The 14,647-nt window shown below is 68.9% G+C and carries 11 protein-coding genes; 9 read left to right on the top strand and 2 right to left on the bottom strand.

The window, feature by feature from the left end:
* Window positions 1-48: 48 nt before the first annotated feature.
* Genes AACX88_RS01645 through AACX88_RS01605 form a run of 9 tightly spaced genes read left to right on the top strand, consistent with a single transcriptional unit; the run spans window position 49 to window position 9,977 of the window.
* Entirely contained in the window at window positions 49-3,102 is a 3,054-nt protein-coding gene (locus tag AACX88_RS01645) for a Na+/H+ antiporter subunit A (RefSeq protein WP_339391354.1), read from the top strand.
* Window positions 3,099-3,653, top strand: a complete 555-nt coding sequence (locus AACX88_RS01640) for a Na(+)/H(+) antiporter subunit C (protein ID WP_339391353.1) — start codon at window positions 3,099-3,101, stop codon at window positions 3,651-3,653. The genes AACX88_RS01645 and AACX88_RS01640 overlap by 4 nt, the downstream gene beginning before the upstream one ends.
* Window positions 3,650-5,233, top strand: a complete 1,584-nt coding sequence (locus tag AACX88_RS01635) for a Na+/H+ antiporter subunit D (RefSeq protein ID WP_339391352.1) — start codon at window positions 3,650-3,652, stop codon at window positions 5,231-5,233. The genes AACX88_RS01640 and AACX88_RS01635 overlap by 4 nt, the downstream gene beginning before the upstream one ends.
* Window positions 5,230-5,832: a Na+/H+ antiporter subunit E gene (locus AACX88_RS01630; RefSeq protein ID WP_339391351.1), complete on the top strand. Its 603-nt coding sequence runs from the start codon at window positions 5,230-5,232 to the stop codon at window positions 5,830-5,832. Before AACX88_RS01635 ends, AACX88_RS01630 begins: the two co-directional genes overlap by 4 nt.
* Window positions 5,829-6,476 carry an MrpF/PhaF family protein gene (locus tag AACX88_RS01625; RefSeq protein WP_339391350.1) on the top strand — a complete coding sequence of 216 codons (648 nt, stop codon included), beginning with the start codon at window positions 5,829-5,831 and terminating at the stop codon, window positions 6,474-6,476. Before AACX88_RS01630 ends, AACX88_RS01625 begins: the two co-directional genes overlap by 4 nt.
* Entirely contained in the window at window positions 6,466-6,861 is a 396-nt protein-coding gene (gene mnhG / locus AACX88_RS01620; protein ID WP_339391349.1) for a monovalent cation/H(+) antiporter subunit G, read from the top strand. The genes AACX88_RS01625 and mnhG overlap by 11 nt, the downstream gene beginning before the upstream one ends.
* Window positions 6,851-7,603: a response regulator transcription factor gene (locus tag AACX88_RS01615; RefSeq protein WP_339391348.1), complete on the top strand. Its 753-nt coding sequence runs from the start codon at window positions 6,851-6,853 to the stop codon at window positions 7,601-7,603. The genes mnhG and AACX88_RS01615 overlap by 11 nt, the downstream gene beginning before the upstream one ends.
* Window positions 7,600-9,288, top strand: coding sequence for a sensor histidine kinase (locus AACX88_RS01610; protein ID WP_339391346.1), 1,689 nt, complete (start codon window positions 7,600-7,602; stop codon window positions 9,286-9,288). Before AACX88_RS01615 ends, AACX88_RS01610 begins: the two co-directional genes overlap by 4 nt.
* Window positions 9,285-9,977 (top strand): hypothetical protein, encoded by a 693-nt coding sequence (locus AACX88_RS01605; protein WP_339391345.1) that lies wholly within the window; start codon window positions 9,285-9,287, stop codon window positions 9,975-9,977. The genes AACX88_RS01610 and AACX88_RS01605 overlap by 4 nt, the downstream gene beginning before the upstream one ends.
* Here the strand turns inward: AACX88_RS01605 and AACX88_RS01600 are convergent.
* Together AACX88_RS01600 and AACX88_RS01595 are read right to left on the bottom strand one after the other, a co-directional pair.
* Window positions 9,970-12,510 (bottom strand): LuxR C-terminal-related transcriptional regulator, encoded by a 2,541-nt coding sequence (locus AACX88_RS01600; RefSeq protein WP_339391344.1) that lies wholly within the window; start codon window positions 12,508-12,510, stop codon window positions 9,970-9,972. The two genes, AACX88_RS01605 and AACX88_RS01600, sit on opposite strands and share 8 nt — an antisense overlap.
* Window positions 12,511-13,166: 656 nt before the next feature.
* Window positions 13,167-14,567 (bottom strand): sugar porter family MFS transporter, encoded by a 1,401-nt coding sequence (locus AACX88_RS01595; RefSeq protein WP_339391343.1) that lies wholly within the window; start codon window positions 14,565-14,567, stop codon window positions 13,167-13,169.
* Window positions 14,568-14,647 lie beyond the last annotated feature (80 nt).

Genomic DNA, 14,647 nt, shown 5'->3' with positions numbered 1-14,647 from the left:
TCACGCTTCAGTGATCGACAATGACGGAGGTGTCCGCCGGTGATAGTGATGACAGGAGCCTTCTTCGGGGCTGCTGTCATTGCCTACCCGCTCGTGCGGCTGCTCGGCCGCAACGCCTTCCTCCTCCTCGCCCTCGTCCCCCTGGCCGGACTCGTCTTCACGCTGGGCGCCACCTCGGCGATCTTCGGCCCCGACGGCGCCCCGCTCACCGAATCACTGGACTGGCTGCCCGCCCTCGACCTCGCCGGCGTCTTCCGCCTCGACGTCCTCTCGTGGGTGATGAGCCTGCTCGTCACCGGGGTCGGCACCCTCGTCTTCATCTACTGCGCCCGCTACTTCCCGGCCGACGAGCCGGGCCTGGCCCGCTTCGCCGCGGTGTTCATGGCCTTCGCCGGCATGATGTACGGACTCGTCATCGCCGACGAACTCCTCCTGCTCTTCGTGTTCTGGGAGGGCACGACGGTCTTCTCCTACCTCCTCATCGGGCACAGCCAGTCGCGGCGCCGGTCCCGTCAGGCGGCCCTGCAGGCGCTCATCGTCACCACCGCCGGCGGTCTGGCGATGTTCGTCGGCATGGTCCTCCTCATCGTCGCCACCGGCACCGGACGGATCTCGGTGCTCGTCGAACGCGGCGAACTCGGCCTCGACTCCGGTCCCGTCATCGTCACCGCAGTCATCCTCATCCTCATCGGCGCGATCTCGAAGTCCGCGCTCCTGCCCTTCCACTTCTGGCTGCCCGGCGCGATGGCCGCCCCCACCCCGGTCAGTGCGTATCTGCACGCGGCGGCCATGGTCAAGGCCGGCATCTACCTCATCCTCCGTCTCGCCCCCGGCTATCACGATCTGCCCGGGTGGACGGAGATCCTGCTCACCGCGGGCCTGCTGACGATGTTCATCGGCGGCTGGCAGGCGCTGCGCCAGACCGACCTCAAGCTCCTCCTCGCCTTCGGCACGGTCTCCCAGCTCGGGTTCCTCACGGTCATGGCCTCGTTCGGCACCCCGGACATCACCCTGGCCGCGCTCACCCTGCTCATCGCCCACGCGCTGTTCAAAGCGTGCCTGTTCCTCTGCGTGGGCATCATCGACCACCGGGCCGGCACCCGCGACCTCACGAAGCTCTCCGGGGGCTGGCGGGCGTTCCCCGTCGTCGCCGTGTGCGCGACGATCGCAGCGGCCTCGATGGCGGGCCTGCCCCCGACCCTGGGCTTCGTCGCGAAGGAAGCGGTGTACTCGACACTGCTCGAATCGGGGACGAAGGCGGGGATCATCGCCCTCGTCGGCATCATGATCGGCTCGGTCCTCACCGTCGCCTACTCCGCGCGCTTCGTGTGGGGAGCCTTCTCCTCGAAGCCCGGCGTCGACGACATCGCCCGCCGCGACGAGAACGTCACCCTCGTCATCTCCCCGGTCATCCTCACCGTCCTCACGCTTGCGCTGGGACCCGGTGTGGGCATCGTCGACACGTACTTCCAGGCGTGGACCAGGGCACTGCCGGCCACCGACCCGGCCGACGGCGAGTACTACCTCGCCCTGTGGCACGGTCTCGAACCGGCACTCGGACTCTCGGCCGTGACGGTCGCCGCGGGCCTCGGCCTCTTCTTCGCCCGCGACACGGTCGCGAAGGTCCAGTCGACGCTGCCATCGGGCATCGACTTCCACGACGTCTACCGGCATCTCATCAGCGGCATGGAGGCCCTGGCGCTGTGGGTCACCTCCCGCACCCAGCGCGGTTCGCTGCCCTTCTACCAGAGCGTCATCTACCTCGTCCTCGTCGCCGGCGTCGGCCTCGCCGTGATCTCCAACGACACGTGGAACATCCGCTTCAGACTCTTCGACTCACCGCTGGACTTCATCGTCGCGACCGTGCTCATCGTCGTCGCGATCGCCGCGACCCGGGCGAAGAAGCGCTTCACCGCCGTCGTCGTCACCGGCATCTCCGGCTACGCGATGGTCGCGTTCTTCGCGTTCATGGGCGCCCCCGACCTCGCTCTGACCCAGGTGCTCGTCGAGACGATCACGATCGTCGTCTTCGTCCTCGTCCTGCGCCGCCTGCCCGCCCGGATCGGCCAGAGCACCGGCCGGTTCACCCCCGCCTGGCGGGCGATCATCGGCGCCGCCGTGGGGGTGACGATGATGATCGTCGTCCTCATCGCCGCGGGCGTCCGGATGACCGAACCCGCTTCGGTCGACTTCGCGCAGCTCGCCTACGAGATCGGCCACGGCCAGAACGTCGTCAACGTCACCCTCGTCGACATCCGCGTGTGGGACACCTTCGGTGAGATCTCCGTGCTCGTGGCCGCCGGCACCGGGGTGGCCGGTCTGATCTTCGTCCGCGGCCGCGAAGGCCACCTCTCCCGGTTCGCCGCCGGCAGCAGGGGAGTCGGGCGACGCGGTCAGCTGCGCTTCCAGCCGGTGCCCGACGAGGTCGGCCGGCCCAGCACCCCTGAGAGTCCCGCGCACGAGGGACTCGAGGCCCGCCGCGTCTCATGGCTCATCGCCGGACGCACCCTGGCCCCGCGCAACCGCTCGATCATCCTCGAGGTCACCGCCCGCCTCATCTTCCACGCGGTCCTCGTCTTCTCCGTCTACCTGCTCTTCACCGGGCACAACACCCCCGGCGGCGGGTTCGCCGGGGGCCTCGTCGCCGGTCTCGCGCTCGTCGTCCGCTACCTCGCGGGCGGGAAGTTCGAACTCGCCGAGGCGGCCCGGTTCACTCCCTCGGGTCTGCTCGGCACGGGTCTCATCCTGTCCGTGCTCACCGCGGTCGGCGGCTGGTTCTGGGGCGATGCGGTCTTCCAGTCCTTCTTCGTCGAGGCGAACCTCCCGGTGCTCGGGGAGATCAAGTTCGGCACCCCGACGTTCTTCGACATCGGCGTCTACCTCATCGTCGTCGGCCTCATGCTCGACATCCTCCGGTCGCTCGGCGCCGAGGTGGACCTCCATCAGGAGCGCGACGAACTCATGCTCACCGACCGTCTCAACACCTCGCTCGGACTCACCGAGAACTTCGGCGCCGAGGCGGAGCACGAGGCCGTGTCAAAGATCCTCAACCGCGTCAACCACCTCGAGGTCGACAACGGTGCGGAAGGGGGACGGCTGTGAGTCTGCCCTTCATCATGGTCCTGGCCATGGGCGTCCTCTTCGCGTGCGGCATCTACCTCATGCTCGAGCGCTCGCTCACCCGGGTGCTGCTCGGCTTCATCCTGCTCGGCAACGCCGTCAACCTGCTCATCGTGCTCACCGCCGGTCGCGGCAGGCCGCCGCTGACGGACGGGAAGAACCTCTCGACCGAGGGCATGTCCGATCCGCTGCCGCAGGCGCTCGTGCTCACCGCGATCGTCATCACGTTCGCCGTCACGGCGTTCCTGCTCGCGATGATCTACCGCTCCTGGCGTCTGGTCAGGGCCGATTCCCTCCAGGACGATGCCGCTGACCTCCAGGTCGCGATCACGAAGATGATCGACTCCGAGGCGGAGGCGAGCACCGACTACGACGACACCGAGTTCGGCGACGAGGCGGAGAGTCCGATCCGCGGGGCGATCGACCTCGACGACGACGGGACGCCCGCCCAACGCGAGGCCGCGGCCGACAAGGCCGAGGAGAGGCAGAACAGCGACGAACGGGGCACCGAAGAGAAGGGGGAGCGGCCATGACCGACTTCCTCGCCGTCCTCATCCCGATGCCCGTCCTCCTGCCGCTCATCGGCGCGGGTTTCGCCCTCGTGCTGTCCAAGCACACGCGGTCGCAGAACCTCGTCTCCCTGCTCACGCTCACCGCGGTCATGGTCATCGCCTTCATCCTCCTCGTCGGCGTCGACCGGGAGGGGCCGCAGGTCGTGGCGATCGCCGGCTGGGAGGCCCCGGCGGGCATCGTCCTCGTCGCCGACCGGCTCTCGGCGCTCATGCTCGTCGTGTCCTCCCTCGTCACCCTCTGCGTGCTCATCTACGCGCTCAGCCAGGATGCGAACGACGACTCGAACGAGACCCCGATCTCGGTGTTCAACCCCAGCTACCTCATCCTCTGCGCGGGTGTCGCCAACGCCTTCCTCGCCGGGGACCTCTTCAATCTCTACGTCGGCTTCGAGATGCTCCTGCTCGCCTCGTACGTCCTGCTCACCCTGGGCGCGACGGCCGAGCGGATCCGGGCAGGCGTGACCTACGTCGTCGTCTCCCTGGTGTCCTCGATCATCTTCCTCACCGCGATCGGCGTCATCTATGCGGCCACGGGCACGGTGAATATGGCGCAGCTGGCCGAACGCCTCGACCAGCTGCCCCCGGACGTGCAGATGATCCTCCACGTCCTCCTGCTCATCGGCTTCGGCATCAAAGCCGCGATCTTCCCGCTCTCGTTCTGGCTGCCCGACTCGTATCCGACGGCTCCCGCCCCGGTCACCGCGGTCTTCGCGGGCCTGCTGACGAAGGTCGGCATCTACGCGATCATCCGCACCGAGACCCTGCTCTTCGCCGACTCCTCGCTGCGCGTCCCGCTCCTCGTCGCGGCGGGGCTGACGATGATCGTCGGCATCCTCGGTGCGATCGCGCAGTCGGAGATCAAACGCATCGTCTCCTTCACCCTCGTCTCCCACATCGGCTACATGCTCTTCGGCGTCGCCCTGGGCACGGCGTTCGGGCTCGCCGCCGGCATCTACTACACGGTGCACCACATCATCGTCCAGACCGCGCTGTTCCTCGCGATCGGCCTCGTCGAGATGCGGGGCGGGTCGACGTCGACGCGGTCGCTGGGCGGTCTCATGGTGCTCTCCCCGGCGCTGACGATCGTCTTCTTCCTCCCCGCCCTCAACCTCTCCGGAATCCCGCCGTTCTCGGGCTTCATCGGCAAGGTCGCGCTCTTCGAAGCCGGTTTCGAGGACGCGAACTGGCTGGCCACGGTCCTCATCGTCGCCGGCACCGTGACCAGCCTGCTCACCCTCTACGTCATCGGCCGCACCTTCAACCTCGCGTTCTGGCGCGACCCCGCGGATGCAGAGGAGCCCAACGAGGAGCTCGTCGAGGAGTTCGCCGAACGCAAGCGCACCCTGCAGGCGGGCAAGACCTGGCGCTCGCGGATCGGCGTGCCGGGACCGATGTTCGCAGCCACCTCGGCGATCGTCGTCGTCTCCCTCCTCCTCACCGTCGCCGCCGGCCCTCTGTGGGACCTCTCGGAGCGGGCGGCGGAGAACCTGCAGAACCCGATCAACTACGTCACCGAGGTGCTCGGAGGTGAGGGCTCATGAGTCCGCGCAGGGCCGGGACGAAGGGCCGCCGGATCGTCCAGCAGCTCGTCCTCGTCTTCTTCCTCGTCCTCCTGTGGGTGATGCTGTGGGATTCGCTGACCGTGCTCAGCGTCGTCACCGGCATCATCCTCGCCTTCCTCCTCACCCGGGTCTTCTACCTGCCGCCGGTCGTCCTCTCCGGCCGGTTCAACGTCCTCCACGCCCTCGTCTTCGCCGTGTGGTTCGCCTACTCACTCGTCCTCGCCTCGGTCGAGGTCGCGTGGTACGCGTTCCGCCCGAAGGCGGTCGGTGCGGGTTCGGTCATCGCGTGCGATCTGCGCACCCGCTCGGACCTCATGATGACCCTCGTCGCCGACACCGCGAGCCTCATCCCCGGGTCGATCATCGTCGACAGCGACCGTGCGGGCGGCCGCCTCTACCTCCACGTCCTCGACTGCGACACGGAGGAGAAGATCCTCGCGGCCAAGCGGCAGGTCTACCACATCGAGGAACTCCTCATCAGGGCGCTCGGCTCGACCCGTGACCTCGCCGCCCTCAAGGTCGACCCCGACCCCCTCGACCGCTCCGCGTCGTCCGAGACCCCGGGAGGTCAGCGATGAGCGAGACGATCTACCAGACCATCGTCGTGGCCGCGGCCGTCCTCTTCGCCGCCTCGGTGTTCCTGGCCCTCTACCGGGTGATCCGGGGTCCGTCGATCCTCGACCGCATGATCGCCACCGACGTCATCCTCGCCTCCCTCATGTGCGGCCTCGGCGGGTACATGGCGCTGACCGGGCGCACCGACCTCCTGCCGGTGCTCATCGTCCTCGCGATGCTCGGCTTCGTCGGGTCCGTGAGCGTCTCCCGCTACGTCTCGAAGTCCGATTCGATGACCCCCGGCGCCGAGGTGGGGGCGCTGAGCGACTTCTCCGCCTCCGACTGGCATGTGAACCGGGACGACTCCGGCGGGTCAGGGTCGACGTGGCCCGACGATGTCGCCCGCGGCATCGCGAACGTCGCCGACGGCCCGGTCGAGGTGACCGTGCGCGATGAGCTCATCGTCCCGCTCGCCGCCGACGAGATGGGCGCCGACGCACGGGCCAACTCGCCCGACGCCTCGGGGGAGGGGTTCGGGGCGGGCCCTGATCCGGGTCCTGACGACGCCGATGACGGCCCGCGGACCGGCGATGGTCGCGGCGGTTCCGCCGGTGATCACGACGGATCCGCCGGTGACGGTGCGAAGGGAGGCCACGATGGTCCTTGACATCATCTCCGCAGTCCTCGTCCTCGCAGGCGGGGTGCTCTCCCTGGCCGCGGCGGTCGGTCTGCTCCGCTTCGGCGACCTGCTCTCTCGCATGCATGCGAGTGCGAAGCCGCAGGTCCTCGGGCTCATCCTCGTCGCGATCGCGATCGCCATCCACTTCCCGACGTGGGCGACGGTGTCGACTCTGGCGATCATCATCTCCTTCCAACTCGTCACGGTCCCGGTCGCCACGCACATGGTCGGTCGGGCCGGCTATCGCACCAAGCACCTGCGTCGATCTATGCTGTATCGAGACGAACTGGCCGAGGCAGTGGATCGGGCAGAAGCGCGGGAGGTCGCCAGGGAACGGCGACGCGAGTTCGGAACGGACGAGAATGACGGCTGACAATCAGCGAGAACACCAACCCCTGGTCCTCGTGGCCGATGACGAACCCGATGTGCTGGGCGCGGTGGTCCCGTTCCTGCAGCGCTCGGGATTCCGTGTGCTCGCCGCCGGTGACGGGCTGCTCGCCCTCGACGAGATCCGCCGGCACAGCCCCGACGTCTGCGTGCTCGACGTCCTCATGCCCGGTGCCGACGGCCGGCAGGTGCTGCGGGCGCTGCGGCAGGAGGAGAACTGGGTGCCCGTCCTCCTCCTCACCCAGGTGGGAGAGGCTGTGGAGCGGGCGATGGCGCTCGAGGAGGGCGCCGACGACTACCTCAACAAGCCCTTCGACCCGCACGAGCTCGTCGCTCGCATCCGCGCGGTGCTGCGCCGCACCCGCACCGAGGGACCGCCTCTGGCGACCGCCCCCGTCCTCGTCTCGAGCTTCGGGCTGCGCGTCGATCGCGTGGGCAGGCGCGCGTGGCTGGGCCAGCGCGAACTCGTCATCACACCCAAGGGCTTCACCCTGCTCGAATACCTCATGGTCCATCAGGACGAACTCATCGACCGGGCCCGGCTGCTCGAGGTCCTCTGGGGCTTCGAAGAGGCTGTGGGCACCCGCGCCGTCGACTCCCGGGTCGCCGAACTGCGCCGGGTGCTCGGCGAGGATGCCGCCGAACCCCGCTGGATCGCGACCGTGCAGGGGCGCGGCTACCGGTTCGTGGGCGAGGTCCACGGCGAGGAAGGACTGCGACGGGTATGACGAACTTCCTGGTCATCGAGGTCCAGATCTGGCTGTTCCTCCTGCTCCTCTTCCTCGTCCTCGCGGGTCTTGCCGCCCTGGTCTTCTTCGGCTGGCGGCGTCTGCGCAGGCGGGAGGCCGCTCTGCGTGAGTCGATCGAGACGGCGGCGGCCGAGGATTCGATGGCCAAGCGCAACCGGATGCTCATCCGCCTCGACCACGAACTGAAGAATCCGCTCACCGCCCTGCGCACCTCGGCGGCGACGATCCGCGAGGTCGCGCGGCAGGGCGGGACGATCGCCGAGGTGGAGCCCTCGGCGAAGCAGGTCGACCTCTCCTCCCGGCGGGTGGCGCGTCTGCTCGCGGATCTGCGCAAGCTCGCCGACGTCGAGACCCGCATCATCGAATACTCGCGTGTCGATCTCGATCGGCTCATCCACCAGGCCGTCGAGGATGCCTCGACCGCGCCGGGCGCCGAGGACAGGATGATCGTGGCCACCGTCGCCCGGGCGCCCTGGCGTCTGCCCGACGTCGCCGGTGAGGAGGATCTGCTGCTCACCGCGATCCTCAACCTGCTCGGCAACGCCCTCAAGTACTCCTCGCAGGCCGAGGTCGTCGAGCTGCGCGCGAACGAGCAGATCATCGACAACCACCGTTGGGTCGTCGTCGAGGTCGCCGACACCGGCAGCGGCATCCCGATCTCGGAGCAGGACCAGGTGTGGGACGAGCTCTCACGCGGCTCCCGGGTGCGCGCGGTCGCCGGCTCCGGAATGGGCCTGTCCCTCGTCCGCTCGATCGTCGCCCGACACGGCGGTTCCGTGCAGCTGTTCAGCCAGGAGGGCGTGGGCACCTCGGTGCGCATGGTTCTGCCGGTCCTCGCCGATGCCGCCCCCGTCGGGGCACCCCCGCTCGCCGAGGGCGGGGAACGAGCCGCGGCAGGATCGCATCCCGTGCAGCCGGTCCAGAACCCAGATATGCGGCATGCGCCGGGCTTCCTGCCCCCGCGCCAGCCGAGCGAAGCCGAACTCCAGGGCCGGATCCTCGGCACGCCGAGGCGGACCTCGAAGCGTCGCCTCGAACGCGTCGACGGCACGCTCATCGACCGGTCGACCGGCGAGTCGGTGGGTGCCGGGGCTCCGAGCGAACGCGGTTTCCCCACAGACTCCGGCCAGCACTCGCAGTTCAAACCCGTCCGCGGCCAGCGTGCTGACCAGCAGGGAGGGCCGGGCAGCCCTCAGCGTATGGCCCAGCCGAACTCCGGCCCGCAGGTGATGGGGCAGCCTAACTCGGGTCCCCAGCCGATGGGCCAGCCGGGTTCCGGCCCGCAGCCGTATGCCGGCAGCCAGCCCGGCGGTCAGCCCAACGGCTATGGGGGCAACCAGCCCGGCGGACAGCCGTTCGCCGGCGGCCCGGCCGCGGCACCCCAGCAGTACGGCGGTCGGCCGGGTCAGCAGGGTCAGCAGTTCGGTGGTTCGCATCCGAATGCCCACTCCGGCCCCCGACAGTCCGGTGCCCCGCAGCAGGGATCGCAGAATCCCGGCTTCCCTCCGCCGGGCCCGGATCCCCGCCGACCAGACGGCCACCAGCCGAACACCGGCCAGCCCGGCGGACAGCCGCACAACGGGCAGCCGGCCGACCCGAACACCGGCGGGCAGCGAGAGTACCCGAGCAGGCGCGATCTGCGGTCCCGAGGCGATTCGCGATGACGCACAGGTCGTGGCCTCGGGCCGTCGTCGCCGGCAGCGCGGCCGCGACGCTGCTGCTCAGCGGCTGTTCGGTGCTGCAGATCCGCACTGCCGAACGCGAGTCGGGTCCGATCCGCGTCGGCGTCGAACAGCAGGCGGGCGAGGACCCCACCGGCGAGCCGACGGAGCCGACGGTGCCCGAGGGCATGGAGACCAAGCTGCTCAACCTCGGCGCCGAATGCCCGGTCGACCTCAGCTTCGCGCTCGGGCCCGACTGGTTCGAAGGCAGCGGCTCCCCGGCGTTCGTCGTCTTCACCCGCGGTTCGTCGCTGACCGACAGCGACGCGATCATCGTCTCGTGCAGCGAAGCGTTCAACGAATCGCCTCAGGCCGTCGTCGACGGCAAGCGGCAGTACACGTTCTCCGAGCAAGGTTCGACCGTCACGGCCGAGCGCACTGGAAACATCGGCTCCGGATACTACTGGTCGTTCCAGGGAGTGCTCGGCAAGACCGAGATCTTCGCGATCAACCAGGAGCCGACCGTCATGTACGGAGCGCGGATCGGCTATCAGACCAACGGCCGCCTCGTCGACATCGGCATCGAGATGCGGGCCCTGCAGTCCGACGAAGCCGCCGCCGAGGATTTCAAGAAGATGCTGCCCACGCTCCAGATCGACGGCGAATCGGTTCCCACCCCCACGTTCAAGTGACCTCCGGCCCCGGGGCACCCTCGGGGAGGAGCCCGAGGCGGTGCGCCTCGAGGAGAGCCGCCTGCCTGTCGTGGACCCCGAGCTTCGCATAGACGGCGCGGGCCTGCTTCTTCACGGTGTTCGGTGAGACGACGAGGGCATCGGCGACCTCGGCGAGGGTCTCGTGTTCGACCATGGCACCGAGCACCACCGCTTCGCGCGCGCTGAGCACGACGAGCTCACCGTGGTCGGGATAGGGCTGCCGGTGCGCATCGATGAGCGAGAGATCACGCTCGCCGAGGTCGTGGTCGACGAGGGCGAGAAGAGCACGGCAGACGTCCCGGGGAAGAGCGGTGTACGGCATGAGGGTGTTCGCCGAGGCCGCGAGGCTCACGGCACGGGCCATCGTCAGCCGGGCGGTGTCGATGTCGCCCATCTCGTGGGCGCTCGCGGCCTTGAGCAGCACGAGATCGATGCGATCGCGCAGCGACACCTCCGGATCCCAGGCAAGGGTGGCCGCGGTGCTGCGCGCGCCCGGATAGTCCCCGCAGATGAAAGCGAGCCTGGTGCGCGGCACGCCGAGGGTCCGACGGTCGGGGTCGGCGTCGTCGAGGTGGCGCTGAGCCCGATTGAGCTCCCCGAGTGCGAGGTAGAGATCAGCGATGCACCGGTCGATGAGGCGACGGTTCCGGCTGCCTGCCCGGGATGTCTGCTGGTGGAGGAAAGCGACCCGGTTGACCTCGGTCAGGGCGATCATCGGGTCATCGAAGAGGAGCGCGTGCTGCGTCCGCGCCCACGCGATGATCGCCCACTCCTCGAGATCGTCCGCCCCCGCGATGTCGAAGCACTCGAGCGCACCCGGGTCGAGTCGGTCGAGGCGGAGCAGCCCCTCGGCGATCCGTCCGGCGTGGATCCGCGGGCGGCGACGCAGGCGACCGGACTCGATGGTGCGGAGCTCGTCGAGACGTTTCGCAGCGGACCGCGCATACCCGGCGACGGCGTTGATGAGGGCGAGCTGCGCGGTCGCGGCGGACTCGATCGCCTCGGCGCGCACCGTATGAGCGGAATGGGCGGCGGCGGAGAGGTGGCGGACCGCGTGCGGAGTGTCCTGTGCCGCGAAGGAGGCGAGGGCCCACTGCAGATCGAACCACGCGTGCGCGAGCAGTGAGTTCTCGCTGCTGCGCGGCTCGAGGTCGGCCGCTGAGAACTCTGAGGCGAGGCGCAGCGCCTCGACCACGTCGCCGCGGTGCCGGGCCGCGATGACCTCCGCCGTGGTCTCGACGATGCCGGCAGCCGGGGACGCGGCCGTCATCGCCCATCCGGGCGGTCGACCGGTGCCGATGACAGTGCGCCCGCGCCGACGGTCGAGTCCCGCATCCAGGGTGGAGATCACCGAGGCTGCGAGTGCGAGTTCGGGGTGATCGGCGAGCCGGTGGTCGGGGATGTCGGAATAGGCCTCACGCGCATGCTCGGGGTGGCGGATCGTCACACTGAAGCCGCGCTCCCTCCAGATCTCTGCGAGCCGGTCCCAGTCGCCGGCGGCGCGGGCGTGAACGACGGCGAGACCGCCGAATTCGTCGGTCTCCATAGGCAGTTGGGCTGCGAACCATTCCGCTGCCGTGGCATGGACATGCTGAGCGAGTGCAGGATGGTCGGCCTCGAGGAGGTCGGTGAGGAGGGTGCCCAGGAAGGTCGGGAATCGCCGGATCGCGCCGGCGGACGCGTGCGCGGGCTCGAGGATCCCGTGTCGGGTGAGTCCGTCGATGAGTTCGGTGAGGGTGCGCCCGCCGAGGAGGTGGCCGGCAGGTCCGTCGCAGTCGAAGACGCGCACGAGGAGAGCCATCGAGACGTATCCGGTGGCCCCGATCATCATCGCCGAGACGAGGGCGTCGCGGTCGGTGATGAGCGGCAGGATGTTCGCCTGGAGATACTGCGTGGCGGCCTGTCTCCCGGAGCTGTCGTAGTGCGAGTCGGCGTGGTCGAGGGCCCAGCGGAGGAGGCCGAGCCACCCGCCGAGCTCCCCGTGCAGCCGATGCGCGTGCTCATCGGTGATCTCGTGCCCCCAGCTGCCGGCGAAGGCCTGCACCCCGCCGGCCGAGATGTTGAGGTGACGGCCGGCAAGCACGACCGTCTCGATGCCGGCATCCTCGCTCAGCCGCGCCAGAGGATGGTCGATGCGGCTGCAGAGGAGGAGATGGAGGCGGGGATCGGCGGCGACGGCGGCGACGATGCGCGCCAGCACGGTGGGATCGCCGAGGTGGTGGGCGTTGTCGCCGACGACGATCCGGTGTCGACCGCTCCCGCCCGGGGCTCGGAGTGCTGTGAGGATCGCGTCGGCGTCGGCGGCGTCGACCCAGCGCACCTCGTCGCCCTCGGCATGCCTGCGCTGCGCCCATTGGGCTGCCAGTGTCGTCTTCCCGCAACCGCAGAGACCTTGGACGACGGTGACCGGGGCGAGGGCGTCGAGACGGTTGAGGAGGGCGGTGCGAGGCACTGCCCTGGCGCCGATCCGGGGGATCCCGGTCGGATGGAGAGGTGATGGTGCTGGTGGCACGAACTGCTCTTCCTGACATTCGGAGATCGTGGCGATCCGGTCCCGACCCGCCCAGCAGCATCAGAGCAGCTGAGCGGGCAGGGAACGGACCGTGACCGTGTCGAGGGGCCTACGGCAGCAGATTCGGCGATGGTGGGTGACGGCCCCCTGGGGATGGCCTCGGCACAGAGGAGGACCGCCACCGGTACTGGTTCAGGGTGTCAGTGCTGACCTCCTGATGGTATCCGCCGACGGCGGCTGGAGCCGGTGCGATGATGGTCGAGCGGATGTCATGTGATTCCCTGTTCGATGTCCCTGTCGGCATCGCGGATCGATGCGGAGCTGAGCGCGGACAGCCCATTCCACTGGTGCCCGCCGAGGTCTGCGCTGGGCCTCGGCGACCCCGTCCGGAGGGCTGCCCGACTCGGAGTCTAACCACACGGGAGACTCGCAGACCCTGGTCGGGAGAGTCCCGGAGTTCGTTTGGTCCGCCGTTTGGTCCAAGGCGGGCAGAATCGTTTGCAGATCGATATCAACGGCCACTGAAATCAATGGGGTCGGCTCGCTGTGGCCGATCGATGACTGCTCTCCTGCCGATTGCGGTCACGCAATCGAGCGCCGCCCGCACCAGGATGCGGACGGCGCTTGGTCCCGGCTCGCACCGGCGCGGGGCAGGCTCACTTCGCGGTGTTCTTCAGCTCCGTCGGCCACTTCGCCCCGTTGGCCCAGTACGCGGAGATCTCGGTGAGGTCGCGGCCCTTCGTCTCCGGGGCGAAGCGGAAGACGAAGAGGAAGGCGAGAACGGCGAGGGCGCCGAAGACGAGGAAGACGCCGGCACCGCCGATGAGATCGAGGAGGTCGGGGAAGAACTGTGCGACGATCGCGTTCGCGACGAGGTCGGAGGTGAGCATGAGCGAGGCGCCGAGCGCGCGATACTTCGCGGGGAACGTCTCGCCGGCATAGACCCACACGAGCGAGCCGAAGCCGAAGGTATAGCCCATCGTGAAGGCGATGATGCCGATGACGCCGAACACCGTGCCCCCGGCGGTGCTGCCGGCCTCCCCGCCGAGGCTGAAGACGAGGACGAGGACGAGCGTGGAGACGATCATGATGCCGATGCCCGTGAGCAGCACCGGCCGACGACCGAGGCGGTCGACGATGAACATCGAGACGATGACGGCGACGAGCGCGAAGGTCTGGACGACCGCGGGCAGACCGAGGAGTGCCCCGTACCCGCTGAAGCCCATCGACTCGAAGATCGAGGGCGCATAGTAGATCGTCGCGTTGATGCCGGTGATCTGGATGAAGAAGCCGAGTCCGATGACGAAGAGGGACGCCTTGAGCAGGTGCCCGCGGAACATCTCGACGAGGCGACCGCTCTCTTGGTTGAGCTCGGCGCGGATGAGGCCGAGGTCCCGGTCGACGTCGCGGTCGGGATCGAGTTCGCGCAGGGCGGCGGCCGCCTCGGCGTCACGACCCTTGAGCATGAGCCAGTGCGGCGTCTCACGGACCCGGAAGAGGAGGATGAGGACGATCGCGGCGGGCACCGCCGCGAGCCCGAGCATGAGGCGCCACGATTCGATGAGCGCGAGCCCCCAGCACACGAGGTAGCCGGCGACGATGCCGATGACCGTGGTCACCTGGTAGGCGACGAGGAGGCCGCCGCGGACCTTCGTCGGGGAGGACTCGGCGATGAAGACCGGGACGACGGCCAGGGCGATGCCGATGGCGACGCCGAGGAAGAGGCGGGCGATGAGCAGGGAGACGTAGCCGGGGGCGAAGCCGGAGATGATCGAGAAGACGATGTAGCCGCCGGCGATGAGGAACATCGACTTCTTCCGGCCGATCGCGTTCGAGAGCGGACCGCCGATGATCGCGCCGACGATCTGGCCGACGACGACGGCGGTGGCGAGTCCGCCGAGCTCGGCGTTGTTCAGGCCGAGGTCGCCTTCGATGAACAGCAGCGCGCCGGCGATGTTCGAGATGTCGTAGCCGTAGGTGATGCCCAAGGCGACGGCTGCGAATGCGACGATGGTGACGAGTCGGGGTGACTGCCGCAGGTCGGTGAGGAATGCCACGTGACTGCTCCTTTGCGAGTGTTCTTGTCTCGAACCCTACACGAAAACTATCCACAAGTCTCGTAATGTGTCATGATAGT

The sequence above is a fragment of the Brevibacterium metallidurans genome (genome assembly GCF_037101285.1).
GTDB classification, from domain to species: Bacteria; Actinomycetota; Actinomycetes; order Actinomycetales; family Brevibacteriaceae; genus Brevibacterium; species Brevibacterium metallidurans.
Note: the sequence above shows the minus strand (reverse complement) of the source record. Positions and strands in the feature narration are given on the sequence as shown.